Annotated in this window: 29 protein-coding genes, 1 other RNA gene and 1 pseudogene; 19 read left to right on the top strand and 12 right to left on the bottom strand. The window is 39.5% G+C overall.

Annotated features, from left to right (window positions below; all coding sequences use genetic code 11):
- The 3 genes from KKC46_05005 to KKC46_04995 form a co-directional block, all read right to left on the bottom strand.
- Positions 1-252: DUF4277 domain-containing protein (locus KKC46_05005; GenBank protein ID MBU1053174.1), on the bottom strand; the 252-nt coding region annotated here is incomplete at its 3' end.
- Positions 253-409: 157 nt separating this feature from the next.
- Positions 410-1,009 carry a hypothetical protein gene (locus KKC46_05000; GenBank protein ID MBU1053173.1) on the bottom strand — a complete coding sequence of 200 codons (600 nt, stop codon included), beginning with the start codon at positions 1,007-1,009 and terminating at the stop codon, positions 410-412.
- A 15-nt stretch (positions 1,010-1,024) separates the two neighbouring features.
- Positions 1,025-2,095, bottom strand: a complete 1,071-nt coding sequence (locus KKC46_04995; GenBank protein ID MBU1053172.1) for a deoxyguanosinetriphosphate triphosphohydrolase — start codon at positions 2,093-2,095, stop codon at positions 1,025-1,027.
- Positions 2,096-2,203: 108 nt separating this feature from the next.
- Between KKC46_04995 and KKC46_04990 the strand changes: the two genes are divergently transcribed.
- The 14 genes and pseudogenes from KKC46_04990 (at position 2,204) to KKC46_04925 (ending at position 10,507) form a co-directional block, all read left to right on the top strand.
- Positions 2,204-2,761, top strand: coding sequence for a type I restriction enzyme HsdR N-terminal domain-containing protein (locus tag KKC46_04990; GenBank protein ID MBU1053171.1), 558 nt, complete (start codon positions 2,204-2,206; stop codon positions 2,759-2,761).
- Between the two features lie 12 nt (positions 2,762-2,773).
- Complete coding sequence (locus KKC46_04985) at positions 2,774-3,280, top strand: nucleoside deaminase (protein ID MBU1053170.1); 507 nt, start codon at positions 2,774-2,776, stop codon at positions 3,278-3,280.
- 180 nt (positions 3,281-3,460) lie between these two features.
- On the top strand, positions 3,461-3,805 hold the full coding sequence (locus KKC46_04980; GenBank protein MBU1053169.1) for a metalloregulator ArsR/SmtB family transcription factor: 345 nt from the start codon (positions 3,461-3,463) through the stop codon (positions 3,803-3,805).
- Positions 3,806-3,927: 122 nt separating this feature from the next.
- Positions 3,928-5,094: a permease gene (locus tag KKC46_04975; protein MBU1053168.1), complete on the top strand. Its 1,167-nt coding sequence runs from the start codon at positions 3,928-3,930 to the stop codon at positions 5,092-5,094.
- A 69-nt stretch (positions 5,095-5,163) separates the two neighbouring features.
- Positions 5,164-5,397, top strand: a complete 234-nt coding sequence (locus tag KKC46_04970; protein MBU1053167.1) for a TM0996/MTH895 family glutaredoxin-like protein — start codon at positions 5,164-5,166, stop codon at positions 5,395-5,397.
- Between the two features lie 23 nt (positions 5,398-5,420).
- On the top strand, positions 5,421-5,921 hold the full coding sequence (locus KKC46_04965) for a hypothetical protein (GenBank protein MBU1053166.1): 501 nt from the start codon (positions 5,421-5,423) through the stop codon (positions 5,919-5,921).
- A gap of 12 nt (positions 5,922-5,933) precedes the next feature.
- Positions 5,934-6,620 (top strand): sulfite exporter TauE/SafE family protein, encoded by a 687-nt coding sequence (locus tag KKC46_04960; GenBank protein ID MBU1053165.1) that lies wholly within the window; start codon positions 5,934-5,936, stop codon positions 6,618-6,620.
- Positions 6,621-6,755: 135 nt separating this feature from the next.
- Complete coding sequence (locus tag KKC46_04955) at positions 6,756-7,079, top strand: carboxymuconolactone decarboxylase family protein (GenBank protein MBU1053164.1); 324 nt, start codon at positions 6,756-6,758, stop codon at positions 7,077-7,079.
- 98 nt (positions 7,080-7,177) lie between these two features.
- On the top strand, positions 7,178-7,414 hold the full coding sequence (locus KKC46_04950; GenBank protein MBU1053163.1) for a TM0996/MTH895 family glutaredoxin-like protein: 237 nt from the start codon (positions 7,178-7,180) through the stop codon (positions 7,412-7,414).
- A gap of 10 nt (positions 7,415-7,424) precedes the next feature.
- A pseudogene (locus tag KKC46_04945) lies at positions 7,425-7,525 on the top strand (arsenical-resistance protein).
- A gap of 78 nt (positions 7,526-7,603) precedes the next feature.
- A complete protein-coding gene (locus KKC46_04940) occupies positions 7,604-7,822 on the top strand; it encodes a hypothetical protein (protein ID MBU1053162.1) in 219 nt (72 codons plus the stop codon).
- A 14-nt stretch (positions 7,823-7,836) separates the two neighbouring features.
- Entirely contained in the window at positions 7,837-8,355 is a 519-nt protein-coding gene (locus tag KKC46_04935) for a cation diffusion facilitator family transporter (GenBank protein ID MBU1053161.1), read from the top strand.
- 315 nt (positions 8,356-8,670) lie between these two features.
- On the top strand, positions 8,671-9,933 hold the full coding sequence (locus KKC46_04930) for a YeeE/YedE family protein (protein MBU1053160.1): 1,263 nt from the start codon (positions 8,671-8,673) through the stop codon (positions 9,931-9,933).
- Positions 9,934-10,054: 121 nt separating this feature from the next.
- Positions 10,055-10,507, top strand: coding sequence for a thioredoxin family protein (locus tag KKC46_04925; protein MBU1053159.1), 453 nt, complete (start codon positions 10,055-10,057; stop codon positions 10,505-10,507).
- A 14-nt stretch (positions 10,508-10,521) separates the two neighbouring features.
- Here KKC46_04925 and KKC46_04920 read toward each other — a convergent pair whose 3' ends face one another.
- From KKC46_04920 to KKC46_04900, 5 genes are all read right to left on the bottom strand, one after another.
- Positions 10,522-11,952 carry an IS701 family transposase gene (locus KKC46_04920; GenBank protein ID MBU1053158.1) on the bottom strand — a complete coding sequence of 477 codons (1,431 nt, stop codon included), beginning with the start codon at positions 11,950-11,952 and terminating at the stop codon, positions 10,522-10,524.
- Between the two features lie 319 nt (positions 11,953-12,271).
- Positions 12,272-13,078 (bottom strand): CsgG/HfaB family protein, encoded by an 807-nt coding sequence (locus KKC46_04915; protein ID MBU1053157.1) that lies wholly within the window; start codon positions 13,076-13,078, stop codon positions 12,272-12,274.
- Positions 13,079-13,301: 223 nt separating this feature from the next.
- On the bottom strand, positions 13,302-14,840 hold the full coding sequence (locus KKC46_04910) for a HEAT repeat domain-containing protein (GenBank protein MBU1053156.1): 1,539 nt from the start codon (positions 14,838-14,840) through the stop codon (positions 13,302-13,304).
- An 8-nt stretch (positions 14,841-14,848) separates the two neighbouring features.
- Positions 14,849-15,565 carry a HEAT repeat domain-containing protein gene (locus KKC46_04905; protein MBU1053155.1) on the bottom strand — a complete coding sequence of 239 codons (717 nt, stop codon included), beginning with the start codon at positions 15,563-15,565 and terminating at the stop codon, positions 14,849-14,851.
- Positions 15,566-15,652: 87 nt separating this feature from the next.
- On the bottom strand, positions 15,653-15,928 hold the full coding sequence (locus KKC46_04900; GenBank protein ID MBU1053154.1) for a hypothetical protein: 276 nt from the start codon (positions 15,926-15,928) through the stop codon (positions 15,653-15,655).
- A gap of 387 nt (positions 15,929-16,315) precedes the next feature.
- On the opposite strand from KKC46_04900, the gene amrB reads away from it, so the two are divergent.
- Both amrB and KKC46_04890 read left to right on the top strand, forming a co-directional pair.
- A complete protein-coding gene (amrB, locus tag KKC46_04895) occupies positions 16,316-17,167 on the top strand; it encodes an AmmeMemoRadiSam system protein B (protein MBU1053153.1) in 852 nt (283 codons plus the stop codon).
- A gap of 90 nt (positions 17,168-17,257) precedes the next feature.
- Positions 17,258-18,184, top strand: coding sequence for an MBL fold metallo-hydrolase (locus KKC46_04890; GenBank protein MBU1053152.1), 927 nt, complete (start codon positions 17,258-17,260; stop codon positions 18,182-18,184).
- A 99-nt stretch (positions 18,185-18,283) separates the two neighbouring features.
- Here the strand turns inward: KKC46_04890 and KKC46_04885 are convergent, their stop codons facing one another.
- The 4 genes from KKC46_04885 to tilS are packed head-to-tail and all read right to left on the bottom strand — an operon-like array spanning position 18,284 to position 23,369.
- Complete coding sequence (locus KKC46_04885; protein ID MBU1053151.1) at positions 18,284-19,048, bottom strand: type III pantothenate kinase; 765 nt, start codon at positions 19,046-19,048, stop codon at positions 18,284-18,286.
- 5 nt (positions 19,049-19,053) lie between these two features.
- Positions 19,054-19,920, bottom strand: coding sequence for a dihydropteroate synthase (gene folP, locus KKC46_04880; protein MBU1053150.1), 867 nt, complete (start codon positions 19,918-19,920; stop codon positions 19,054-19,056).
- Positions 19,921-19,929: 9 nt separating this feature from the next.
- Positions 19,930-21,777 (bottom strand): ATP-dependent zinc metalloprotease FtsH, encoded by a 1,848-nt coding sequence (ftsH, locus tag KKC46_04875; GenBank protein ID MBU1053149.1) that lies wholly within the window; start codon positions 21,775-21,777, stop codon positions 19,930-19,932.
- 56 nt (positions 21,778-21,833) lie between these two features.
- Positions 21,834-23,369: a tRNA lysidine(34) synthetase TilS gene (gene tilS, locus KKC46_04870; GenBank protein ID MBU1053148.1), complete on the bottom strand. Its 1,536-nt coding sequence runs from the start codon at positions 23,367-23,369 to the stop codon at positions 21,834-21,836.
- Positions 23,370-23,481: 112 nt separating this feature from the next.
- On the opposite strand from tilS, the gene ffs reads away from it, so the two are divergent.
- The 3 genes from ffs to dnaK all read left to right on the top strand — a co-directional run bounded on the left by ffs (position 23,482) and on the right by dnaK (position 26,351).
- Positions 23,482-23,579, top strand: an RNA gene (gene ffs / locus KKC46_04865) — signal recognition particle sRNA small type.
- A gap of 177 nt (positions 23,580-23,756) precedes the next feature.
- A complete protein-coding gene (gene grpE / locus KKC46_04860) occupies positions 23,757-24,365 on the top strand; it encodes a nucleotide exchange factor GrpE (protein ID MBU1053147.1) in 609 nt (202 codons plus the stop codon).
- A gap of 54 nt (positions 24,366-24,419) precedes the next feature.
- Entirely contained in the window at positions 24,420-26,351 is a 1,932-nt protein-coding gene (gene dnaK, locus KKC46_04855) for a molecular chaperone DnaK (GenBank protein ID MBU1053146.1), read from the top strand.
- Positions 26,352-26,466: the final 115 nt, after the last annotated feature.

The following is a 26,466-nucleotide window of genomic DNA, read 5'->3' as shown; positions in this document are numbered from 1 at the left end:
TGTGGTATCAAAGTGAACCCGCTGTGGATCGATATCGAATATGTTGATGGCATTTTGCGCGATCTTTGAAAAGATCTTCTGCGTGCCGGTATCGAAAACTTTATCAAGAACACGAGCGACATTAAAGTCACTGAAAAGTCCCGGTTCGATATGATTACCAAGCAATAACTCGGTGTCTTTTTCCTGGAAGAACTCCTCAATAGCTGCAATCTGACAGCGATTCACGGATAGTTTTCCAGTTCTCACGGGCAAAGCCGGGAAAATCCTCTATCGATATTTTATCGATACCGGGAGCTCCTTTATTGGCCTTGACCCGTTTCAATGCCTGTTGCATGTTTTCTTAATATCCGTTCCAGCAGGTGTGTAGGATGGTTGAAGCTATAGGAGTGCCAGTGATAAGAATGCTTTGCTACAGGGTTATAAGCATCTGGGCTATCGTCATTTTTATTCTTTCGGAGATATCCAATGCTTTTTTCATATCTTTTTCAAGAGCTGCCATTTCGGCATAAAAAGGTGTTCTGTCAAACTTCATATACTCTTTGGAGTCGCATTGTACTTTAAATTCATCGCATCCTGGACTTAACTTATTTTCTCTTCCTGGTAACAAAAGTTCATGAGGAAGACCATGCAATCTGCATATCATGGGACGGTATGCATATAACACGCACATTCCATCATGATTTAAAGGGCATAGAAGATAAACCGGCAAACCCGAGTTATCCAGCTCGATTGTCTGTTTGCATATTAAATCGGCTTTTACTTTTAAATCATTTCTGTTTACAAGATCAAGTGTTTCAAAACCTTTTTTTATAAAGAGATATTCTGCAAAAGTATGATGGTAAAATCGTGTGAAACAACAATTGTCTACACATCCCGTACAATAAAATCCGTAATAACTGCAAAGTTTATTATACTTATCATCCATTTTATTATAAATTAATTCAAGTCTGTTCAAAAGATTTGAATATTTTTCTTCCTGGGATATTATTTTTTCGACTAACGGATTCATTTTAATATATGCTCATCAAACAAGGGGTGCTGGTAAAAAGATTTTAGAGTAAAGCTCAATAGCATAACGATCTGTAATGCTGGCTATAAAATCACATACAATTCTCTCATAGGTATCTTCGCCAAGGCTCTTTTTCTTATATATATCTATCATTTCCATGTTTGCCAGTTCTTTGCGAAACAATATTTTATCGTTTATAAAATACGTATATAATTCAGAAAGTATTTTTTTTGCTTTAATAAATTCACCATGCACGTTTGGTGAACGGTAAACATTTTCATAAAGAAATTCTCTTAAGATTCCCATGGCACTGTATTTCTCATCGCTCATTTTAAGAATAAATTTTCCATTGGATTCATAGCTTGAAAAAATAAGATCTCTAATCATAGTTGTTGCACGCTTCGAATGCGTATTGCCCAAAACATCAGAGCACTTTTTAGGAATTTGATCTCTTTTTATTACACCGCTTCTGATCGCATCATCAAGGTCATGGTTTAAATAAGCCATTATATCGGCAATTCTGACAACTTGACCTTCAACAGTGCAAGCAAGTTCGTCAGGGTTATCAAGAGGAAGAATTTTACCATAGCCTTTGGAATGCTTCAAAATACCATCTCTTACTTCATAACTTAAATTAAGTCCGTTACCTTTGTTTTCAAGATGATCTATAACTCTTAAACTTTGTTCATTGTGAGAAAAATCTGACGAATATATTTCTTTTAAAGCTGTTTCTCCGCCATGACCGAAGGGCGTATGACCTAAATCATGCCCAAGAGCGACAGCTTCGGTTAAATCCTCGTTTAGCCTCAAAGCTCGCGCTATAGTTCTTGCTATTTCAGCAACTTCTAAAGTATGTGTAAGGCGTGTTCTGTAATGATCTCCAAGAGGAGATAAAAAAACCTGGGTTTTATGTTTTAATCTCCTGAATGCATTAGAATATACAATTCGATCTCTGTCCCTCTGGAAAGCAGTTCTTATGGGGCATGGTTTTTCCTGTCTGATACGCCCTTTGGATTTTGAACTGAGGCAACTAAAAGGAGACATGAATCCTTCTTCACGCTTTTCAAAATTTTCACGAATTGACATAACTCATTACCTGTTATAAAGATTCTTTATTAAATATAGCTGTCAGATTTATCCACATGTGTACTGAATTGTAAAGAACTATTTGAAAGATGGTGGTTGAAAAATAATATGGAAGGTCATCATTTAATATTAGGCAAAACAACCGATTTAATTACCGGTGAAACAATAGAAGACACACATGACGAACGCTACAGACAAAAAATCGCCCGATTCCTTGTAAATGAAAAATCATATGCAAAAAAAGATATCAAACCGCGATATGATCTTTTAGCCCAAGCCGGAGATAAGATGGCAATAATCAAAGTGGATTTTCTTGTATCATTAGAAAACCGGATATGCATGATAATTAAATACGGCCCTGGTTCTATAACAACCCGCCAACGCCCAGCAATAGCTGCATCCAGGCTTATTGCCCAATATCAGATTCCGGTAGTAGTAGTTACAAACGGAGAGGATGCCGATATTCTTGAAGGATTAACTGCAAAAATTATTTCAAACGGGTTTGATGCAATTCCTACAAAACCTGAACTTATAAAACTTTCGGAAAAATTTACATTTCCCGGCATTCCCACAGCCAGAATCGAAGCTGAATCGAGAATTTTATATGCTTATGATGTTGATGGAAGTTGCCCCTGTGATAATAGTATTTGCAGAATAGAGTCTTGATCAATGAATATAATTAATCATGAATATTTTATGAAAGAAGCGCTCAATCTTGCTAAAACAGCTCTTGAAGAAGGGGAGTTTCCCGTAGGTTGCGTTATAGTATATAAAGACAGAATTATAGCAACAGGCAAAAGAGAAGGAACTGCCAAAAGCATTTCAAACGAGGTTGATCATGCCGAGATGATAGCTTTAAGAAACCTCGAAGAAATGGAAAGCTTTAATGAAATCTATAAGCAAGAAACAACAATTTATTGCACCATGGAACCATGTCTTATGTGTTTTGGCGCTATTATGCTTTCCGGTATAGGCAAGATTGTATATGCATATGAAGATGTTATGGGTGGAGGTACAGGTTGTGACATAAAAAACCTTGCGCCGTTATACAAAAACAGACGTATAATAATTAGTTCAGGAATATTGCGCCAGGAAAGCCTCGATATTTTCAAAAATTTTTTTTACAATCCTTCCAACATGTACTGGAAAGGCAGCCTTCTGGCAAGTTATACTCTTTCGCAGTAGTCATATTAATAAAGCTTTTTCAGTTTATCCTTTAATCTTGTCTCTTATATATAGCTTAACTATATTCTTATAACGATATAGAATCGATATATGTAAATAATAATATTCAATTTATATAGGGCTTGACAAATAAATTCTATAGCAATATATTCCAATATAAGAATATATAAAGGAAGTCATATGAATGAATTTATCAAGGCGACAAAGGCTCTTTCTGACCCGACAAGAGTCAAGATCGTAAAAATGCTTCAGCATAAGAAAATGTGTGTATGTGAATTGCGGGAGATACTGCAGATTAACCAGCCAAGTGTTTCAAAGCATCTTAAAATTCTTGAAAATGCCGGACTTGTAATTTCAAGAAAAGATGGTTTGTGGGTCAATTATCAGCTTACAGATGGTGCTGACAGTCCTTACGTATCTAATATGTTAGGAAATCTTAAACACTGGTTAAATCACGATCCTGAAATTTTAAAGCTGGTGGAAAAACTGCCATTTATTAAACGCGAAAATATTTGCATGAAGTAAAATATTTCTCTTTAGACAAACGAGCCAGTTTCAAAACGGCCCATTTTTGCCGATCTCTGCGTTGGGCTCAAACTGATAACAATATAAGATAAGACCCGCTCCACAAATACGGAGGTAATTCTATGAAAGAACGGACTAAACTACTGATTATTATTTCCATATTTATTGGATGTTATTATATTCCCTGGAACCATCCTATTGTCAGACAATCAGGCCTGGAGGCTTTTATGATGCTTCGGGAATATGCAAGGGAGCATGTCCTGACCTGCCTGATACCGGCCTTTTTTATAGCTGGAGCGATTTCGGTGTTTGTGTCTCAGGCCTCCGTGCTTAAGTACTTTGGGGCAAATGCAAAAAAACTTCTGTCTTATTCAGTAGCTTCTGTTTCCGGGACCATCCTTGCGGTTTGTTCCTGTACGGTGTTACCTTTGTTTGCCGGTATTTACACCCGTGGAGCCGGTATCGGGCCGGCTACCGCCTTTCTTTATTCCGGGCCAGCCATCAATGTTCTGGCAATTACCCTGACAGCAAAAATACTAGGCTGGCAATTGGGTTTGGCACGAGCCATCGGCGCGGTGGTCTTTGCCGTGGTCACCGGATTATTGATGTCTTTAATTTTTCGAAAGGATGATGAAGCCCGAACCGCCGGACAAATTTATGTTCCCGATTCGGATGCCAAAGAGCGAACCCTTTTACAAGACACCTTATATATTCTGACGATGGTTCTGATACTAGTATTTGCCGCATTTGCAAAACCGGCCGAAGGCTCAGCCGGGCTTTGGCCTGCAATCTTTGCTGCCAAGTGGTATATCACCTTTACCCTGCTGATTGTGCTGGGGTTCATGCTCAAGGCATGGTTTACAAAAGATGAATGTAAAAGCTGGGTTGAATCCACATGGGATTTTATGAAGCAGATTCTGCCTCTTTTGGCTGGTGGTGTTTTGGTGGCCGGTTTTCTGCTGGGACGGCCCGGCCATCCGGCCCTGATTCCCGATCAGTGGGTCCAGTCGCTTTTGGGAGGCAATTCAATTTGGGCCAACCTTATTGCTTCTCTGGCCGGAGCATTAATGTATTTTGCAACATTGACGGAGGTTCCTATTCTGCAAGGCTTAATAGGGGCCGGAATGGGCAAGGGGCCTGCACTGGCTCTGCTTCTGGCCGGACCGGCGCTGTCGCTTCCCAACATGCTGGTAATCGGCAGCGTTATGGGGGTAAAGAAAACAGCAACTTTTTGTACTATCATCGTAATCATGTCCACTATTGCCGGAATGATATACGGTGCCTTTTAAATAAAAAAAATAATGGCCGGGATCGAAGATGTTATGAATCAAATATAACTATAACCGGAAGGAATCAAAATGGAAATTAAAGTACTAGGACCAGGATGTTCAAAGTGTAAAAAAACAGAAGAAATTGTCAGGCAGGTAGTCGCAGAAGAAGGCATAACCGCTAATATAGAAAAAGTAACCGATATTATGCAAATTGCCGGCTACGGTGTTTTAGGTACTCCGGCTATTATAATAAACGGTGAAGTCAAAAGTGTCGGAAAGATACCAAAGAAAGAAGAGATCAAAACCTGGATTGGAAAATAATGTCTTAAGAAAGGAGTAGATTCATGGAATTAAACAAAAAATCGGGGAGCCTGATTTTCTGTTTGGCAGTAATTCTGGTATTCGTTGTTGTTCAAACTGCTTGCAGTGCTGAGGATAAAACTACCAAAGGTATAGCAGAATCCGGTTCAACAGAGCAAAATATTACTGATGGGAAAGTGAATCAAGCTAATAGTCACAAGATAATTGTGTATTATTTCCACGGAAAAAATCGTTGTTACACCTGCAAGCGCATCGAGAAACTGACAAGAGAAACCGTAGATAATTATTTTGGAAATGAAATAAGCGCCGGATTGGTTAAGATGGAAGTGGTCAATGTGGATGAACCGAAAAACAAACATTTTGCCAAGGAGTACCAGTTGTTCACAAAATCCGTTATTGTCTCTGATATTGTAAATGGAAAAGAACAGCAGTGGAAAAATCTACAGAAAGTTTGGGAGCTTGTTCATAATGAGGAGGCTTTTAAAGAATATATACGCAATGAAATTAAACTCTACCTGTCATAAGGGCAAGAGATTGTGACACCCTTTATGATAGCCATAGTTATGGCTTTATGGTTAGGTATCCTGACCTCCATAAGCCCCTGCCCGCTTGCAACCAACATTGCCGCTGTTTCCTATATTGGAGGCCAGATATCAACTAAAAAAGGTGTTTTTGTAGCCGGGGTTCTGTATATGTTTGGTAGAATGCTCACGTATACGGTTCTTGGGGCTCTGTTGGTGTCGAGCGCAAATTTAGTTCCGGTTGTTGCAAATTTTCTTCAAAATTATATGAATATTATAATGGGGCCTTTTTTAGTTTTAACAGGACTCCTTTTGCTCAACATCATTAAGTTTAATATAAGTGACGGTGCAGGGTATATTGCTAATAAGCTACAGGGCAAAATTAAGCGTTTAGGAGTTCTTGGCGCAGGATTATTGGGTATCGTTTTTGCACTTTCGTTCTGTCCCGTATCAGCAGCATTATTTTTTGGCAGCCTGTTTTCTGTTGCGGTAAAACATGAGTCCAGCATTATGCTGCCAGCCATTTACGGTATTGGAACCGCCCTTCCTGTATTGGGCATTGCTGTTTTGATGGGGATTTCAACTCAACTGGTATCAAGGGCGTACAACAAGTTGTCCGTATTTGAAATCTGGGCCAGGAAAATTACTGCCGTGGTTTTTATACTTGCCGGCATATATTATTGTTTCACATACATCTTCTAATAAAACGGGTGATACCGTCAAAGCTTGGAAAGAACTATAGATAAGAGGTAAGGGAAACAGAAATTTATGAGCTGTTTCTTTCTGCTGATTTTGAAGAGAGTTTTAAATACTATAAGAAAATAAGGAGTAATTAAAATGAGAATGCTTGCAGAATTTTTTCCTGAATTTACTGAACTGCTGGACAAAATGGATGAGTTGTATGCCAGTAAGCGGACAATAGATGAGAAGACCTATCAGTTTATCTGCTTTGCCGTTTCCATCAAGGGTCGTTCCAAGCCCTGCGTGCTCAAGCACTTCAAAGGAGCTTTGGAAGCTGGAGCAACGGTTAAGGAGCTGTCATATATATTTGCTCTCGTCATGCGGGAGGCAGCCGGTGCTGATGACTGCTGGACACATGACGTCATCGGCGAATGGAGAGAAATAATCGCCGGTAATGTTGATTGCGGGTGTCAGAAATAGATTTTGTGTTTCAGGTGTCATAGTGTAAGGGCACGGCATAACATATCCTTACAATCCTGCGTCTTGAATGAGGAAAGAATCATTACAGGAGGTCAGACATGAAAAAAATTCAAATTCTGGGTACTGGTTGCCCAAAATGTGAAAAACTCACTAAAAATGTTCAGCAAGCGGTAAAAGAAATCGGCACCGACTGCTTGGTGGAGAAAATAACCGACATCATGGAGATCACCAACTTCGGGGTGATGGTAACACCTGCCCTGGCTATTGACGGCGATGTGAAATCAGTTGGAAAGGTTCTAAGCCCTGAAGAGATAGTAAAGCTTATTGCAAGATAGGAGGTTCCCAATTACTCGTATAATCGGGCTCAAAACAAAAGGCCGGGCATGGTATGAGGAAGAATTCCAAAAATCAGCCCCATTACATTAATCGCATTGTTGTTTACTATAAGAAGACAAAAAGAGGATGAGGCAGACAGAGTTCTTGAATGGCTCAAGCGGGAGATTAATGATACATGGGAAAAGCGGATGGAAATCACGCCATGCTATGAAAGTACTCCCAAGCCAAAGATTATAGAAATTGTGAAACTTCTGCCGAAAACAAATTGCCGTGACTGCGGTCAATCTACCTGCATGGTTTTTTCAGCACTTCTGGCCGAAGGCGCTAAGGGAGTAGAGGATTGTCCGCAACTTGATGAGGAAAATAAGATAAAACTTGAGGAGTATCTGAACAAGTTTAAACTATAAAAAGGTCAATGCTGATGGAACACGGTCATAAACTTGCGGATACAACGGATAAACGGCTTTTAATTACCATACTGAGCCGTTCCGTAAAACGACTGTCGAATCCTTCTCCTGTCGGAGCCGGGTTTGTGGCTGTTCTTGCACTTGTGGGCATAGCGGGAAACGGATTCTCCGCTTGGCTCCTGCATAAGGATTCAAAGCACAACCTGAATATACGCGGCGCGTTTTTCCATATGATGGGAGACCTTCTCACATCTGTAGCAGTTTTGGCCGGAGCCATTATTTTGCATTTCACACCATGGTTATGGATCGATTCGATACTCAGCCTTATGATAGTGGTATATATTTTAGTGAATTGCTTTTCTCTTTTGAAGGAATCAGTTCACGTTTTAATGGATGGAACACCCATTGGATTGGATCTGATGGATGTCAAAAGAACTCTTGAAGAGCTTCCCGGTGTTGCGGCATTCATTACCTGCATACATGGCTTGTCGGTGGTGATTGGTGGCCCTTACCTGCCATGTTGTAGTTTCTGATCAACTCGTAAATGCCACAAATCAATTGTCCGGAATAATCCGGGATACACTCCTGAAACGTTTCGGAGTTAATCATCCGGTTTTTCAATTTGAATTCGGCGAGTGTGGAGATGGCGCGTTGCTGTGCCAATTGGCCTGCAACACGAATAAGGGTTCATAAAGATGGTCGGCCCATACAATTCCTGATCTTGGCCGGGCAGGTGAAGCACCAGACAAACATTTCACCTATTGAACAATTTAGGATGTGGTTGGTCTGAGCTAAGGTGCAAAATTGTATTAATGATACTTAATAATATTATATGATGAGGTATAGTTATGACATCTTCCGATAAAATAATTAACTGGAAGAAGTATTTTGTTTTATGTTCTGTTATTCTTTCAGGAATTACTTTACTGGCGGTTTATACGCGTGTGTGGGTTTTAACCGCCATACCAATCGGTTTTCTTTTCGGTTTTTTCCTCAAAAAGGGTGAACTTTGCGGATCAAGCGCTTTTAGTGAAGTAATTATGATGAAAGACCGTTCAAAAGTTTTTGGGCTCTGGATCGCTATTGTTGTCAGCATGGTGGGTTTTGCAGTGCTCGACATTACAGGTTTTATTATATTAAATCCTAAACCATTCCTATGGCTCAATTATGTTGTGGGAGGTCTCTTGTTCGGTACAGGTATTGTCATGGCGGGCGGATGCGTCAGCGGATGCCTTTATAAGTCTGCATCCGGAAATATTAATTCCATGGCCGGACTACTTGGCATACCATTAGGAATAGCTTTAGTGGAGCATGGACCGTTTAAAGGATTCCAGGATTACATGAAGGGTTTTGTTCTGAAATCCGAAACCGGCGGGCCGATTACACTTTCATCCCTGACAGGCTTGCCGTTCTGGGCACTTGCATGTATCTTTGGATTGTTGACCTTAGTTTTTTTGGTGTTTAAACGGAAACAGAGTGAAAAAACATACGAGGTTACATCAATCGACGGGGGCCGGTTTAGAAAAGTTATTACACGCCCCTGGAAACCATGGCAATCGGGGCTGGCAATCGGCATTCTCGCAATTTTTGCATATATGTCATCTGCGGCTGTAGGAAGAAACTATCCTTTGGGGGTAACTCATGGCGTGCTGCATCTTCAACTGCTTTTAACGGATAGGCCACTTAAATTTATCTGGAGCAAAAAACCGGCAGCACCAAGCATTTCAGTCGAAAAGGAGCAGAATATCGACAAGGTCTTATCAGATATAAAACCACTTCCCAAGCCTGCTCCTGGCAAAAAGGTGAATGTATGGCTGATGCTGCTTGTAAGCGGCCTGTTGGTTGGAGCTTGGGTATCTGCAAAACTTTCCGGAAAGATAAATTTTCTTCCGAGACCTCCGGGACAGACTGTTACGGCATTTTTCGGCGGCATTCTTTTAGGAACCGGCGCCGCTTTTGCTACTGGATGTGTTATTGGAAATATATTATCCGGCTGGGCACTAATGAGCGTCGGAATGTTTGTTTTCGGAGCTGTGACTATTCTAACTAACTGGGCTGCTACTTACATATATTTAATGGGTGGAACAATATCAGATTTCTTTGAATCATAATTAGAATTTTTATACCATATTGATATACATTTATTTTTCATAAAACCTGAGAGGAACGAAGAACCTGAACAAATAAATTAAGACCAAATCTATCAATTTAAAAACTATGAAGAGGAAAATCATGCCAAAAGAAGTCTGGATTATCGGTGTTGATCCTCCCTGTCCCCGTTGTGACCTGACACGGCAGCGTGTGGAGAGGATTGCAAATGAAACAGGTCCGCCTTTGGATATCATCCATATGATTTACAACGATTTTAGAGCACAAGCGTTTGCAAAGTCAGTTGGAAAGGAGACCGGTACGGCAAAGCATGTAGCAGAAAAGGCCGGAATCAATGAGGACTGGGAATACGTTCACGCGGTTGTAGCAAACTCGCCAAATCAACCTGAGGACTTTGAGGAAATTGACGGGATAGCCAGACAATGGTCTCCTGAGATGGATAAAGCAATTCGCCCCTGCCAGGAAAAGGCAGATTCCGTAGGTATATTAATGACCCCGATTCTGGTTGTAGATGGGCAGGTAAAGCATCATGGGAGTGTGCCATCCCTTGAACAGCTAAGTTTGTGGCTGACCTAACCCTACAACGATATTTAAGTAATGTTTAGCAACAGCATCTTCTTTTTTCTATGTAACAGATAAGCACGGTAGTTTTTCTCTTGAATCCAAGCCACTAAAGAAATTAACTCATCACAATCAAAATAACGCATCGGTAATATTGCCCTTATCAGAATTCTAAGCTGCGACAGAGTAATTGCCGGTGCTTTTTTCCCCAATCTGAGCTTGATATGCCAGAGGAAGAAATGGGCTAACATGGAAGTCGTCATATGATGAACCCACCCCGGAAATTTCCGGACCTCATAGTGGTCCATTCCGATTTCTGTTTTTGCTTCCTCAAAACACTGTTCGATGGCCCATCGAATGCCGCTAAGCCAAACCAACATCTTGAGCCTACAACTCGCTGAGGCATTACAGATAAAATAAGAATATATTGGCTCAGTCCCCAATGTCCTGCGGATCAATATCCAGACCTCTTTTTCAGGAGATCCATTTTTGGACAATACCACTCTCTTTTTGGTAAACTCATATTCGATAGGCCCTTTCGTTCCTTCAGATACTTTTCGGCGATACCAGAAGTAGTTGGTGGTATTATTAGCTATGGTTTCAAAGGAAATCGGCTTTTGCTCGGGTGTTTTTAAAACCTGTTTCGACCTTAACTCCCCTTTGTATCTGTATTGTTTCTGAAGCATAACTGGTTTTCTTACCCAACATAAAGTATCGGCGGGCAGAGATACAAGATAAGTAACCTGCGGTATATCTTCAACGGCATTAATAAACTTCGGGCTGTTGCCGTATATTGAATCCGCCACCACATATTTAAAAAGGATAGTTTTCTGTTGCGATATTTTCTGTAGCATTTCCACAGCCAATTGGGACTTCGTTTTAAATGATAGGCCCGGCTGGAATTTGCATTTTCCCCGTCTTAAGGCGAACTCATCTGAAAACCATTTCTCCGGGACAAACAGCCGACTGTCCAGCAAACAATATCCATGCCGGGTAGCGTAAGCGGTAAAAACGCCAACCTGGCAGTTTTCAACCTTACCGATACTGCCACAATATTGTTTTGCGACGCCGGCTGACTCGGTTCCTTTTTTAACAAATCCGCTTTCATCAAATATCAGAACACCGTCCGGATCTCCCATGTCATCGTTTACCATACTACGATATTTCAACATGATTTTGTTATTATTCCAAACAACATCACTTACAAAAAACTGCATCGCCCGTACCTTAGCACTTTCCACGGCTATCGCAATCGGTTCGATGGATTTTCGTTCTAATTGGCTCAGTTGGCCAACCATGTATTGATAAAAATTATCTCTCGGTTCTTGTCGCGAAAAACAATCCTGAAACTCAGAATGAAATCCTTTTAATTCATCAACAAAATCTATAATATCAGTCCGTTTGATATCATATTTTGGAATCTTGTATGGATCTTCTTGTATTCTGCTTTCTGGTAACATAGTCCGCCCTCCTTTCAGGCTTTTATGAAATCTCTAGCAGGCTATGTTTCGTAGTGCAATATTAAATTAACTCATATATCGTTGTAGGGTTAAAAGCTTACGAAACAACATTCCGATTGCAGCACCAATTATAAAAATATAGTTTATGATGGAATTTGTTGTCTATCCAACGATTTATAAGCTTTTAAAAAAGAAGAAATGATTTTTGATTGGATCGAGTTGCACAGCTATTTTGTATTCTCTTATGGCCATTATTTCTGTCTTGGTTTGCGAATGCTAAAACTGACTGTAAGCAATGGAACCAGGCAAAGGTTTGCGATCAGTTCTGCTTTACGCCATTTTCAAAACTAACCTTGCCGTATTCTTCCGCAGTGCCCAGATTAGTGTAGAGCCCTCGTAGTTGCTGCCCACCCAGAAGAACTTCATAAGCGACAACACCATAGTCATTCTTATCTTCTAAATTCCGGTAATAGACGCTTAAGACTCCGCTATGAAGGATTCCCTTGCCTTTGTATGACTGAGGAACATATCCTGTCTGGGAGTTATCTATCTTCCAGGACAACAGGTAGATGTCATTGTCTTTGCTTATGGTCAACAGACCAACATATTTATACCCAATGGTTCGATATGATCCGCTGATATTAATTGTGCTTGAATCTGACGTTGTTTGGGAATCGCCGGGGGTACCGATGCGAAGGGCAAGATCATCTATTTTACCAGGAAAATTGGCAGGCGATTTGATTTCAGCCTTAAGTGCCTTAACTACTACACCGGTTGCCACCTTTATGATCCGGACATTTATAGTGTAACAATCAAAGATTTTGCCCAGACTACCGATAAGAACCAGATCGACATTTGCAAGTGAGCCGATTTTTTGAGCCTGGCTATCTTCTGTCAGGCCGTTTTGTATCAGCCGGTATTCTTCCAGAAGTTTATCGATCTGCGAACGTTCTACAATCTTATAGTTACCACCTTCAATTATCATGGTTCTGAGATTTTCTGAAACCGCCAACGTCAGATTTGTATCAACTCCGACCGGTTTAAGATCAAGTACCGCCATACGCTCAGCAGCGCCAGCTGTAGTGACACCTGCCAAAAGTAATACAAGAAAGAGTAAACGCCTCATAATATTTTCCCCATTTCCAGACCGACTAAACACATTGTATTAAACGACCGATTATTTCTTTACTTAATATTTCTTGATACATACGTCAATATATTTCAGGGTATGCCGAACGGAATTTAACATATTTGGCGTATGAATTAAAAATGGTGCGAATTGTCTGTATTAATGATTCTTTTTATCGAGTTGTCTGCGTATTTATTTATTTCAGGGTCCGAATCTTTCATTATTTTTTTTTCAGGTTTCCCAAGCTAAAGATTATTGCGTGATCTGTTTTTTCATCATAGCAAAGCAGATTTCTTAGAAGTATTTCTGATGCTTTATCTTTTTGAATCTTAGCGATAGCTTCAGTAAGAATACGCTTTTCCGAAAGCTGTTTGTCTTGCAGAAGGGGCTCAAGAATACCTATGATGGAAGGGTCACCTATTTCCCCAAGAGCTTTTATTGCATCACTACGCCCTTTGACTTCTTTATCGGAAACGTATTTTACTAAAACTGCAACAGTCTGTTTGTCCTTGATCAAGCCGAAAGCCTTGATAACACTTTGTTGTAATTTTCTTTCTGCAAACGCTCTTAACAGCACATGAACAGCCCTCTTATCTTTAAGTTGCCCTAATGCCTCAACAGTGTTTGTTATAAAGTATATGTTTCTGGCAGCCTCCTCTTTATCTAATGCATCTTTCAGCTCTTTGATTAAAGGATCAACAGCTCGTTTGTCCCCAATAACCCCCAGCGCTTTGACTGCATTACACGATATAAAAGCATCAGAATCGTTCAGAAGAAGAATCATTGTTTCAAAGGCTCTCTCGTCTGCTTTTTCGCTTATTTGAGTAATCGCCGCTGTTCGGACAACGATTTTCGGATCTTTTAATGCCTTCAGATATAAATCCAGCAACTCTGGATCAGAGTATTTACCCAGAGAGTTAATGGCATACCTTCTCACTGACTCGTAAGGATCATTCAGGCTTTCCTTCAGAGCCTCCAGCCCCATAATATCCTTGAGTTTTCCCACTGCCATTGGATGTACCATTCGAATACTGACATAGTTTACTTTCCCAACCATTAGTGTATTTTTGTCTACGTACCTGACGCCATTAATCTTATAAACATACACCATCTCTTTATAAGTCTTTTTGACGACAGACATAAATGCATCTATTGCCGACCGGCGAAGGTCAAGCGTATTTGATTGAAAGAACGGAAGCAAACTATCCAGTATCTTCTCATTTCTAAATTGGCCAAGAGCTGTGATAGCATTTGTTTTGACCGTATCATCGCTATCCAGCGTGGCCTCTATCAACAGGTCAACAACCCTGTCATCCTCTGATCTGCCAAGTGCTGCAACAGATGAAGCCCTTACTTGTACGGATGGATCTTTTAGCGACTTCTTGAAGATATCGAAGTATTGCTCTTTGGTATTCTCCTCTTTTCCGGTTTCAATAATCCCAATTTTCCCCGGCTTTCCACCTGAGTTCAATGACAATCCATCGACAGCAAGTTTTCTTATCTTTTCATCAGAGTCCTGAGTTGCCTTAAGAAGTAGCTCTTCGCCTTCCGGTGTTCGAAATTGGCGGATAGCCTTTATGATTTCAGTCCTTAAGTAAGGGTCTTCCGATTTTTTAATCAATGCTAATGCCACTTTTTTGCTGGCTTCTTCATCAAACCCACCTAATCTATGGGTTGTTTTTGTAATCTTTGCTTGTTTTGGCCTTTCTGTGGTTTCCCTTTGCTGACTGCCAAGTGTTACAGGTGTTGCATTAAACACACGCCCTCTCATGCCGACAAAAAGATCAGGAGAGCCTGATCAATGGCTATTATAGACTCTTGTTGAACAAATTTAATTCGCCAATCAATACTATTATTTTCAAGCAAATTGAGCAAGGGGTCGGTTGCTCTCAAAGCTCTTATCTCTCCCAGCGCGAAAGCGGCATTAAGCCTTACCCATACGTTTTGATCGTTTAAAGTCTTAATAAGCTCATCGGTTGCCTTTTCATCATCATAATAATAAGATAGCGCTTTAGCTGCTTCACCTCTTACCCTGGGTTCCCCGTCTGTCAATGCCTTTATTAAATGGGGTACAATTATATCCCCTATCTCATTATAATCAAGTTCCATCAATACCGGTTCTTTGCTCAGAAGATAGTTCTGCTTTACGGTATATTCTTTCTGTAAAGGGGTTCTTTCCTTTTTATAATACTTCTTTTTAAAAAACCTTTGATATTCCTTGCCAAATTGTTTTAGGCAGGCAGCGGCTGCTTCTCTTACGCAAGGATTCTTATCATTGAGGGCTCGGAAAATTCTATCTAGAATTTCAGGATATTTCAGTATGTCAGGTGTTACGATGAGAGCAAATTGTCTTTCTCTTTCGTTTCCCGATTTCAGCAGTTCTATCCACCTTGTAAGACCTGCAGGATCATCCAAAGAAAAGCAATTTGCGGAGTAACGTTTTTCTTCCCATTCAGCCCGCCTGAGGAGTTCTTCTTTTTCCAAAATTCCATTCTTAAGATTGAATTTAAGATATTTTTCCCACGTTGATTGGTTCTCACAACTATGTCCGCTAATTGGACTCAATGCATCTTATATTTCTCTATAATGATTTTGGTGGTTAAAGTTAGGGGGGATTCTATCAAGCTTAACAATATTGTCTTTTTCTTTGAATAAAGAATCGGGCTTCCCATCACCACTAAAATGCCAAATACGTTTGGCATATATTTGATAGCCTGGCTGATAGATGATTATGTTTGTTGATTCGAGTGCCCCCAGGAGGCCGGTATTGGAGAGAATTCTGGAGATATGGTAGTCACCTTTTTTATCGGTATAAAGAGCAGAAATACAAATACGTGCGATCTTCATACTCCTCCTAAAACTCGTATAGATTCCCTTACCTGGCTATGTTTGGGTATTGATATACTGACATAAAGTATTCCATGCTTTTGAATTTCTATTAAGCTAAAAACTGTTTAAGATAACTTTATCAAATTTTTTATATTTACTGACTAATCCGCCTAAACAATCAGCAATCATTTAAATTAATATGAAATTATATATAATCCATTGGAAGTTTTTGCAATAATAATTACCAAACTTTTGTCATGATATTGATATGGGCACAAGGTATCATAATTTGACAAACATCAATGCTGTTGATAATTTATAATGAAAATACTAAAGGTAAGCCGCAGGTAAAAGAAAGACACGAATAAGTAAAATGATGCTTTTTATTCATATTGGAGATTTATCATGAAAACAAGAAAAGCTGTTTTTGCCGGAAGCTGGTATCCGGCAAGCGCTACAGAATGTGAAAGAGAAATTAAAGCATTTATTAAAGAATCAAAAACCGGAGATTTAACCGGTATAAAAAAAACAGGCGGCATTGTTCCGCATGCAGGCTGGTATTTTTCCGGAAGCATTGCATGCAATATTATTAAAATACTTTCAGAAGGAATCTCTCCGGATGTATTTCTGATTTTTGGTATGCATCTTCATAAGGGCTCTCCGAATTACCTTATGAAAGAGGGCGCATGGGAAACACCTTTCGGTGATATAAAAATCCAGGAGGAAATAGCTGAAGAACTTTCGAAAAAATATTCTTTCCAAATTGAAACCGCTCAAAGATTTACCCAGGATAACACTATAGAGCTTCAGCTTCCGTTTATAAAATACTTCTTTCAAGATGTTAAAATTGTCCCCATGGGAGTTCCTCCTGTAAGAAAATCTTTTGACATAGGAAAAGATGCAGCAAGCATCGCAACTGGCCTTGGTCTTAAAGTTATGGTATTGGGATCAACCGATCTTACGCATTATGGCGTAAACTATGGTTTTGTTTCAAAGGGAACGGGGGCTTCTGCTCTTAATTGGGTGAAAAACGAAAATGACAGAAAAGCAATAGATGCAATGCTTGAGATGAATCCTGAAAAAGTAATTGAAGAAGCATTGTTCAATGAAAATGCCTGTTGTTCCGGAGCTGCGGCAACTGCTATAAGCACAGGAAAAGAGCTTGGCGCAACAAAGGCAAAACTAATCACTTACCAAACAAGCTATGATAAAAATCCTTCAGACAGTTTTGTGGGTTATGCAGGTATAATATTTTAAAAAAGCTCATAAGCTGTTAAGTTCATATGTTCACAAGGATATAGTAATTTAGTTGTTTTTTTAGAGAACATAAGCTGGAGATTGATGGTAATGACTGAATTGGATTTAAATTATAAAATTACAAAATTTAACGAAAATTTATTTTTAATAACACTTCCACCTGTTGCGACAGGTTTTGAAAATTTTATTGGGACATGGCTTTATAAAGGAGATATAACTTTTGTAGTTGATGTCGGGTCATCTTCAACAGCACAGGCCCTGATAGATGCCTTGGATGAAGTTGGAATAACATATCTTGATTATATATTCTTAACACATATTCATGTAGATCATGCAGGTGCAGCAGCAGAAATAGCCGATCGTTTTGCCGGTACTCCCATTATTTGCCATAAGGATGGAATACCGCATCTTGCTGATCCTGAAAGATTATGGAAAGGCACGATAAAGACTCTTGGGAACATTGCCACAGCATACGGTCCGATTAGCCCGGTACCTATTGACCGCCTTGTTGGTGCGCAAGAATTTAAACATGATTCAATTATTCCGGTTATAACTCCGGGACATGCCATCCACCATGTAAGTTATATATACAAAGATTATCTCTTTGCCGGAGAAGCCGGAGGAGTATATTATTCCCTGCCTTCAGGCAGCTTTTGTATGCGTCCGGCGACACCCCCCAAATTTTTTTATGAACTTTCTTATAAGAGTATTGACGATCTTATATCAAGGAACCCATCTAAGATTTGTTACGGACATCTTAGTTTAGAAGAAAATGCTGTAAATATGCTGAAACAGCATCAGGATCAGCTTGGTTTATGGAAAAAAGTTATAACTGGCGAAGTTGAAAAATCAGTTGATGGTGATTTGATTTCCCGGTGTGCTGAGGCACTTTTAAGAAAAGATCCTTTTCTTTCAGGTTATTTTGATATGGACGATGCCGTTAAAGAAAGGGAGATGATATTTCTTACAAACAGCATTAAAGGTTTTATAGGATATATAAAAGATAAAAAGCTTTGAGTCGTAACTCTATATTGTAATACGCAAATCAACTTCCATTGGCTAAAGTTAATGTCCTGAGGGTTCAAGGATTCAAGTAATCAAAGGAAAGCCTTTTCTTCAGAGCCTCATACTTATTATCCTTAATCCTTCCAGCGTAAGGCCGGGTTCAACGACTTCAATAGTTGTTGCTACATTAAACATCAGCCGTGCAAGACCTCCTGTAGCAATTACCTTTGGATTTGTGCCCATTTCGGATTTCATTCTTGTAACCATACCGTCAATAAGTCCTGCATAGCCGAAAATGATTCCTGATTTCATACAGCTGGCGGTATCTGTGCCTATAGCTTTATCCGGAGGAACAAATATTTCAACCCTTGGCAGTTTGGAGGCTTTTTGGAAAAGCGCTTCCGCTGCTATCATTATTCCCGGGCTGATTGATCCTCCAAGGTATTCCCCTTTTTCAGATATTGCATCAAAGGTTGTGGCTGTTCCAAAATCAATAATAATCAAGCTGGTTTTATATTTTTCATATGCGCCAACGGCATTTACTATTCTATCGGCTCCGACTTCGGAAGGATTGCCACTAATAATCGGCATGTCGGGGTAAGATTTGGCATCCACCCAATGAGGTTCATGGCCGAGATACTTGCGGCAGAAAGAATCCAAAATTATTACAAGAGGCGGAACAACAGATGATATTATTGTTTTTTCGATATCTGCCGAATTTATACCGCCTGTTGTAAAAAGGCCATTTGCAAGCACATTAAACTCATCTTCAGTGGTATTATGTTCTGTGCGGATACGCCAGTTCCTCAAAAGTTTATCGCCGTCATAAATTCCCATGACAATGTTTGTATTCCCGACATCGATCACAAGTAACATAAGAGTTAGTCCTTTTTTATTGCGTCAATAATTCTTACGGTTGAAACGGTGTTTGCAACATCATGTACTCTGACTATATTCGCTCCAGCAAGAACAGCTACAGCTATGGCTGCCTGTGTGCCGGTCTCAACAGCAGGATCTTGGGGCTTTAATTCATTCTTTGTCTTGTTTTTAAGAATGTTTCTTATAAAAGCTTTTCGGGAAACTCCTATAAGAATCGGAAAATCAAGTTCTGTTAATTCGCTCAGATTTTTTATAAGCAGAAGATTATGTTCAATTGTTTTGCCAAACCCGATTCCCGGATCAATAATAATCTTTGATTTATCTACTCCGCAATTTACTGCTTTTTCTGCCGCATCTTTAAGATAATTTTTAATTTCTCCAAAAAGATTATCATAATGAGGGGAAAGCTGCATGTTTTCAGGTGTTCCTTTCATATGCATCAGAATGAGAGGAACACCATATTTTGCTGCAACTTCGGCGATTTTTTCATCGGAATGCAATGCGCTTATGTCATTTATAATGCTCGCGCCCGCATCAATAGCATGCTTGGCAACAATAGCTTTGGTAGTATCAATTGAAATAGGAATAGAAATGCGTTTTGCAAGCTTTTCTATAACCGGAATAACCCGTCTGATTTCTTCTTCTTCCAAAACAGGTTCTGAGAAGGGACGCGAGGATTCACCGCCTATATCAAGAATATCGGCACCTTGTTGGGCAAGCTTTTCTCCATGAGCAATCGCTGAAGCAGGGTTGAAAAATAATCCGCCGTCCGAAAAAGAATCCGGAGTAATATTTACTATGCCCATTATACGGGTGGTATTTCCCAGAGTAAGTCTGTGTGAGCCCCAGGCTATATTATAAGATGCCATTGTAAATATTTATGCATCAGGCGGTTTGTTACTATCTTCATCTGAATCATAGGAAGACAGAATAACACCCGGTTTCATGGAAATAATAAGCTCATCCAGTTCCTTTCCCATAACCGTTTCTTTTTCAATCAGTATTTCAGCAAGCTTGTGCAGAATATCCATATGATCATTAAGGATTTGTTTCGCTGTTGAATATGATGTTTTTATAAGTTTGCTTATTTCTGCATCAATTCTTCTTGCAGTTTCCTCCGAATAATCTCTGTGCTGGGAAATTTCACGTCCGAGAAATATTTGCTCTTCATTTTTTGCATAAGAGAGTGGGCCTATTTCATCGCTCATTCCCCATGCACGAACCATCAGTTGTGCGATTTCGGTTGCCTGCTTTATATCATTTGATGCACCTGTGCTTAATCGGCCGAAAACAATCTCTTCTGCTGCTCGCCCTCCGAAAGCAATAGCAAGCTGGCTTTCAAGTTGGTCTTTATATTTAAAATCTCTTTCTTCGGGAAGAAACCAGGTTGCGCCTGCAGCACGTCCTCTGGGTATTATTGTTATCTTGTTTATCTGATCAGTGTCTGGCAGGAGTCGGGCCACAATTGCATGGCCACCTTCGTGATATGCCGTAGTTTTTTTGTCCTCATCTTTTATGACCTTGGACTTTCTCTCAAGCCCCATATAAACTTTGTCTTTGGCATCTTCAAAGTCAATCATTTCGACTTTATCTTTGTTTCTTTTTGCAGCATACAAAGCCGCTTCATTAACAAGATTTTCAAGATCTGCCCCGGAAAATCCGGGAGTTCCCTTTGCAAGAATAATCGGAGTTACATCGGGTGCAATAGGAGATTTTTTCATATGTACCTGAAGTATTTTTTCACGGCCCTTTATATCAGGCAAAGATACTACAACCTGACGGTCGAAACGGCCGGGCCTTAAAAGCGCCGGGTCAAGAACATCAGGACGGTTTGTAGCAGAAATAAGGATAACACCTTCATTGGATTCAAAACCATCCATCTCAACAAGAAGCTGGTTTAAGGTTTGTTCTCTTTCATCATGACCTCCTCCAAGACCTGCTCCGCGGTGTCTGCCCACAGCATCTATTTCATCTATAAATATTATGCACGGTGCATTTTTTTTCCCCTGGATAAATAGATCTCTTACACGGGAGGCGCCGACACCTACAAACATTTCCACAAAATCAGAACCACTTATGCTGAAAAAAGGAACTCCTGCTTCTCCTGCAATAGCACGCGCAAGAAGTGTTTTGCCTGTACCCGGAGGGCCCATAAGAAGCACGCCTTTTGGTATACGACCACCAAGGCGGGTATATTTTTTTGGTTCCTTTAAAAATTCCACTATTTCACTAAGCTCTTCTTTTGCTTCTTCTATCCCGGCAACATCCTCGAAGGTAACTTTTTCTGATGTATCAGACATAAGTCGTGCTCGGCTTTTGCCGAAAGACATGGCTTTTCCACCACCGGACTGCATTTGACGCATGAAGAATATCCATACTCCGATAAGAATTATCATCGGGAGCCAGGAAATTAGAAGAGACATATACCAGGGATTATCGGCAGGAGGTTTGGCTGTTATTGACACGCCTTTTTCCCTTAAAATTTTAATAAGGTCACTATCAAGTGGAGCATAAACCTTATATTTATTATTATTTGTATCAATAACATAAAGATCCTGGCCCTGTATAGTAACTTCCCTGATTTGTTCATTTTCAGCCATAGCAATAAATTTGGAATAAATTAAGCTGTTTTCCCCAATCTGGCGTTGATTGAAAAGGCTGAACAACATAACAACCATTAGAGAAATGACTATCCATAAAGCCAGGTTCTTATAAAATGGATTCAATATATTTAACCTCCGTACAATATTATTTTTATATCAATAATAATCATAAATAGATATTAGGCAAGAAAAAGTTCCGCCTTAAGTATTTTTCCGGTATTTGGAGTTACTTTAACTAAATCATCAATAATATGTCCCGCCAGCCAGATAATTTTATTATTACTAAGCAACACAGGAAATTTTATGCGGTTTTCCGCCGCTATTTTTTTATTTATCAAATATCTTGCCACTTTTTGTGAGCCGGACATCCCAAGGGGAGTAAAACGATCTCCTTGCAGATAATTTCTTAATACTAAAGGAAAGCATATTTTGTCCATATCAAAAAAAGCTATGCCCGGCCCTGAGTTGAAAATATTTTCAAGATATTTATCATTTATCTCGGAAAATTGTATTTTAAAGCCCTCCTTTTTGGCAATTATACATTCGGGCTTATTGACTACATAATTATAAACTACCTGTTCTTTATCGGCATACTTGAGAGAAATATTGCGCAACGGTCTTTTTTCTTTTGTGATAGCAAGCCTTTCTCCGATTCTTGAAACTCTTATGCGATCCGGAAGGTCAAGGCTCCATTTATCCGAATCGCTATCAAGTTGGGCTGACAAAAGCTCTATATGTGCAAGGGTAATACGTCTCAAATTGCCTTTTATTTTTGAAATTGCCATTCTGATTATTCTTTTTTTCGCAGCCTGATGAAGATTTTTTATGCCTGAAACGGAAAATACGATACTGTTTGTTTCTTCCTTTAGGGTTAATTTGTTAAAATCAGCAGCAAGGTTAGTTTCCATCCATTCGTTTTCAGAGCGTACTATTGAAGCAAGTCTGTTTAAAGTTTCTACTATTTTGGGATTATAATCATGCCTTAAAAGCGGAATAAGATTATGCCGGATTTTATTTCGTAAATATTTTTCATCCATGTTGGATTGATCAACAACATGTGAAAGGCATTTGGCCGAAATATACTCTTCAATTTCCGATCTAAGTGTTTTTATAAGAGGTCGAATAATCAATAAATTATTTTTCAGACCACCCCTTACAGGAGGTATGCCCGAAATACCCAAAGGACCGCTTCCGCGCAACATATACATTAATACAAGTTCTGCATTATCATTTGCCGTATGCCCCAGGGCAATTTTGTTAAAACCCTCTCTTGTGGCAATATCTTCAAAAAACGCATACCGCATTTGCCTTCCGGCTTCTTCAACTGAAAGCCCGTTTTCTGTCTTGTATTTAATCACATCCTTTTTTTCAATGAAACAAGGAAGATGCATCTTTTCTGATAAAGAAATGACAAAGCTTGCATCATCATCAGATTCATTTCCCCTAAGAGAATGATTTAGGTGGGCTATGCCAAGCGTTATTGAAAATAGCAAAGCAATTTCATTTAACATATGAATCAGAGTTACAGAATCAGCGCCACCGGAAACCCCGACAAGCACACAATCCTTTTTTTGAATCATATTGTATTCGGAAACAGTCTTTTTTACTTTCTGTATTAAACAGTTGCCTGAATCATTTATAATTTTATCTGTAACCATATCTATCAAACTATATAAACTTTTTATAAGTTCATCATAATTGTTCGATTTTAGCAATAATTCTTTTCATTGATAAACTTTTGCTTGAAAAAAACCATATAAAGAGTATATGCTGACAGAAAGTTCTTGGTTGCAAATAGGAGTTATTGATTTTGAGAAGCTTGTTAGTTGCCGGACACTGCGCAACAAACGGTTACGAACCTCGTCAGATCCGGAAGGAAGCAGCGATAAGTAATGCAGTATGTGTCGCAGTTGATCCCGGCAACTAACAAGCTTCTCAAAAACCCGCCATATTTTGTCGTATAAAATACAATTATTAGTCCTTGACATTGCTTTAAATAGTCTTATTTTCCTTTTGATGATTAAATTTTCAACATATTTTAATATACACGACAAATAAAAGGAATATATTGATTAACATGACCGGAGCGAGAAGGTTTAGAAATGACTGACAAAAAGAAAATCAATATTTCTATTGACAGCGATAGTTCAGACGAAGAAATGCCTGATAAAAATGAAACGGAAAATGTTACAGAAAATGATTTAAAAAAACCAGTTTCTGATCCGCTGGAGGAACTGGGGGAAAAGCTTAAGACTGCCGAGCTTGAAGCAAAACAGTCATATGAACGTTTTTTAAGGGTTTCTGCCGATTTTGAAAACTATAAAAAACGGAGTTCGCGTGAAATGAGCGAATTTAGAAAATATGCCAATGAAAGCATTTTAAGCGAATTGCTATGTGTGGTAGATAATCTGGAACGGGCTATAAGTTCAACACCAACAGATGAGAAAGTAAACAGTTGCATTGTGGATGGAATTAACATGACACTAAATGAGTTTAAAAAGGTTTTTGAAAATTATGGAGTAAAACCCATAGAATCTTTGTGCAAACCTTTTGATCCAAATTTCCATCAGGCTATGATGCAGGAAGAAAGTCAGGAACATCCTGACAATACTGTAATATCTGAATTTCAGAAAGGATATACGATTCATGACAGGCTACTCAGGCCTTCCATGGTTGTAGTATCCAAAGAAAAAACCGATACTAATAAATAAAAACAATAATAATGTTTAAATATATAAGGATTAAACGTCCAAGGAGGATAAAATATGGGCAAAATAATTGGTATTGATTTAGGTACCACTAATTCATGTGTAGCAATAATGGAAGGTGGAGAAGCTAAAGTAATAACAAATGCCGAAGGAGGCAGAACTACGCCATCCATTGTTGCCATATCCAGCAGCGGTGAAAGGCTTGTCGGCCAGATAGCAAAAAGGCAGGCAATAACAAACCCGGAAAATACAGTCTATGCGGTAAAACGGCTGATTGGCCGCAAATTTAGTTCTGCCGAGGTTCAAAGAGACTCCAAGATACTACCGTATAAAATCAAGCAGGCTAGTAACGGAGATGTGAGCATAGATCTTCAGGGTAAGCCTCTCAGCCCTGCTGAAATATCTTCATACATACTCGCAAATATTAAAAAAACCGCAGAAGATTATCTTGGAGAAAAAGTAACTGATGCTATTGTTACTGTTCCTGCTTATTTTAACGACAGCCAGAGGCAGGCAACCAAAGATGCGGGAAAGATAGCAGGCCTGAATGTTTTAAGAATTATAAACGAACCCACTGCCGCTTCTCTTGCTTACGGTCTGGATAAGAAAAAAGAGGAGAAAATAGCCGTATTTGATCTTGGCGGCGGCACTTTTGACGTATCTGTCCTTGAAATCGGGGATGGCGTTTTTGAAGTGAAAGCCACAAACGGTGACACTCATCTTGGTGGTGAAGATTTTGATTTAAGGCTTATTGATTATTTTGCCTCTGAATTCAGAAGAGAATCCGGCATTGATATAAGAAGTGACAAAATGGCATTACAACGACTTAAAGAGGCTGCTGAAAAAGCGAAAATGGAGCTTTCCACCTCTATGGAAACCGATGTAAATCTTCCGTTTATTACAGCTGATGCCAGCGGTCCCAAACATCTTAACCTGAAAATGACAAGGGCTAAATTGGAAAATCTTGTTGCAGATCTTCTTGATAAACTGGAAGAGCCCTGCAAGGTTGCCATGAAGGATGCTGGCCTTTCAGCCAATCAGATCGATGAGGTTATTCTGGTTGGTGGCATGACACGTATGCCGTCTGTTCAGGAGCGTGTAAAAAAATTGTTCGGGAGAGAGCCTCACAGAGGTGTTAATCCCGATGAGGTTGTTGCAATAGGAGCTGCCATACAGGGTGGTGTCCTTAAAGGGGACGTGAAAGACGTCCTTCTTCTGGATGTAACACCTTTATCTCTTGGTATTGAGACCTTAGGTGGTGTTATGACCAGGCTTATTGAAAAAAACACAACGATTCCCACTAAAAAAAGCCAGACATTTTCAACAGCCGCCGATAGTCAGCCAGCAGTATCTATCCATGTTCTGCAGGGAGAAAGAGAAATGGCTGCCGGAAACAAAACTTTGGGGCGTTTTGAGCTTGTAGGAATACCGCCTGCTCCGAGAGGTGTGCCGCAGATTGAAGTTACATTCGATATAGACGCAAACGGAATAGTAAATGTTTCGGCAAAGGACATGGCTACAAGCAAAGAACAGTCTATCCAGATTACAGCTTCAAGCGGATTATCAAAGGAAGAGATAGATAAGCTTATTAAAGATGCAGAGCTTCATGCTGAAGATGACAAGAAGAAAAAAGAGCTTGTTGAAGCCAGAAACAATGCCGACGCACTGATTTATGCAACCGAAAAATCCATAAAAGATTTGGGAGATAAAGTAGATGCCTCAACAAAAACCAGTGTTGACGATGCCATAGGCCGACTCAGAAAAGCTATAGAGGGTGAAGACGTTTCTGAAATCAATAAAATAACTGAAGAATTGACCCAGGCTTCACACACACTTGCGGAAGCTATGTATAAGGAGGCTTCTCAACAGCAAGGTCAGGCCGGCGAAGAGCAGGCAGCTGGAGACGGTGCTTCACATGAGGGACAGACAAAAGGTGAAGAAGATGTTGTGGATGCGGACTTTGAAGAAGTAAAAGATGACAAAAAATAAACCTTATAAAATATACTAATTGAAATTCCGCTGTATGCTTATTTTTAGCTTGCAGCGGAATTTTTGTTTTAAAACCTTGTTAAAATCTATAGATTCGAGTTGGAATTGTTTGGAT

Source organism: Pseudomonadota bacterium (assembly GCA_018817425.1).
In the GTDB taxonomy this organism is placed as follows: Bacteria; Desulfobacterota; Desulfobacteria; order Desulfobacterales; family RPRI01; genus RPRI01.
The sequence above is the reverse complement of the archived record's forward strand: the minus strand, read 5'-3'. Positions and strand labels throughout refer to the sequence as shown.

Coding starts and splice junctions, on each gene's coding strand:
- KKC46_04915 (MBU1053157.1), bottom strand. CDS start 13,078: ATGAGGCGTTTACTCTTTCTTGTATTACTTTTGGCAGGTGTCACTACA.
- KKC46_04940 (MBU1053162.1), top strand. CDS start 7,604: ATGGAAATCACGCCATGCTATGAAAGTACTCCCAAGCCAAAGATTATA.
- grpE (MBU1053147.1), top strand. CDS start 23,757: ATGACTGACAAAAAGAAAATCAATATTTCTATTGACAGCGATAGTTCA.
- KKC46_04950 (MBU1053163.1), top strand. CDS start 7,178: ATGAAAAAAATTCAAATTCTGGGTACTGGTTGCCCAAAATGTGAAAAA.
- KKC46_04930 (MBU1053160.1), top strand. CDS start 8,671: ATGACATCTTCCGATAAAATAATTAACTGGAAGAAGTATTTTGTTTTA.
- amrB (MBU1053153.1), top strand. CDS start 16,316: ATGAAAACAAGAAAAGCTGTTTTTGCCGGAAGCTGGTATCCGGCAAGC.
- KKC46_04995 (MBU1053172.1), bottom strand. CDS start 2,095: ATGTCAATTCGTGAAAATTTTGAAAAGCGTGAAGAAGGATTCATGTCT.
- KKC46_04980 (MBU1053169.1), top strand. CDS start 3,461: ATGAATGAATTTATCAAGGCGACAAAGGCTCTTTCTGACCCGACAAGA.
- KKC46_04990 (MBU1053171.1), top strand. CDS start 2,204: ATGGAAGGTCATCATTTAATATTAGGCAAAACAACCGATTTAATTACC.
- KKC46_04965 (MBU1053166.1), top strand. CDS start 5,421: ATGGAATTAAACAAAAAATCGGGGAGCCTGATTTTCTGTTTGGCAGTA.
- KKC46_04900 (MBU1053154.1), bottom strand. CDS start 15,928: ATGAAGATCGCACGTATTTGTATTTCTGCTCTTTATACCGATAAAAAA.
- KKC46_04970 (MBU1053167.1), top strand. CDS start 5,164: ATGGAAATTAAAGTACTAGGACCAGGATGTTCAAAGTGTAAAAAAACA.
- KKC46_04920 (MBU1053158.1), bottom strand. CDS start 11,952: ATGTTACCAGAAAGCAGAATACAAGAAGATCCATACAAGATTCCAAAA.
- KKC46_04885 (MBU1053151.1), bottom strand. CDS start 19,048: ATGTTACTTGTGATCGATGTCGGGAATACAAACATTGTCATGGGAATT.
- KKC46_04925 (MBU1053159.1), top strand. CDS start 10,055: ATGCCAAAAGAAGTCTGGATTATCGGTGTTGATCCTCCCTGTCCCCGT.
- dnaK (MBU1053146.1), top strand. CDS start 24,420: ATGGGCAAAATAATTGGTATTGATTTAGGTACCACTAATTCATGTGTA.
- KKC46_05000 (MBU1053173.1), bottom strand. CDS start 1,009: ATGAATCCGTTAGTCGAAAAAATAATATCCCAGGAAGAAAAATATTCA.
- KKC46_04890 (MBU1053152.1), top strand. CDS start 17,258: ATGACTGAATTGGATTTAAATTATAAAATTACAAAATTTAACGAAAAT.
- folP (MBU1053150.1), bottom strand. CDS start 19,920: ATGGCATCTTATAATATAGCCTGGGGCTCACACAGACTTACTCTGGGA.
- KKC46_04955 (MBU1053164.1), top strand. CDS start 6,756: ATGAGAATGCTTGCAGAATTTTTTCCTGAATTTACTGAACTGCTGGAC.
- KKC46_04975 (MBU1053168.1), top strand. CDS start 3,928: ATGAAAGAACGGACTAAACTACTGATTATTATTTCCATATTTATTGGA.
- KKC46_04935 (MBU1053161.1), top strand. CDS start 7,837: ATGGAACACGGTCATAAACTTGCGGATACAACGGATAAACGGCTTTTA.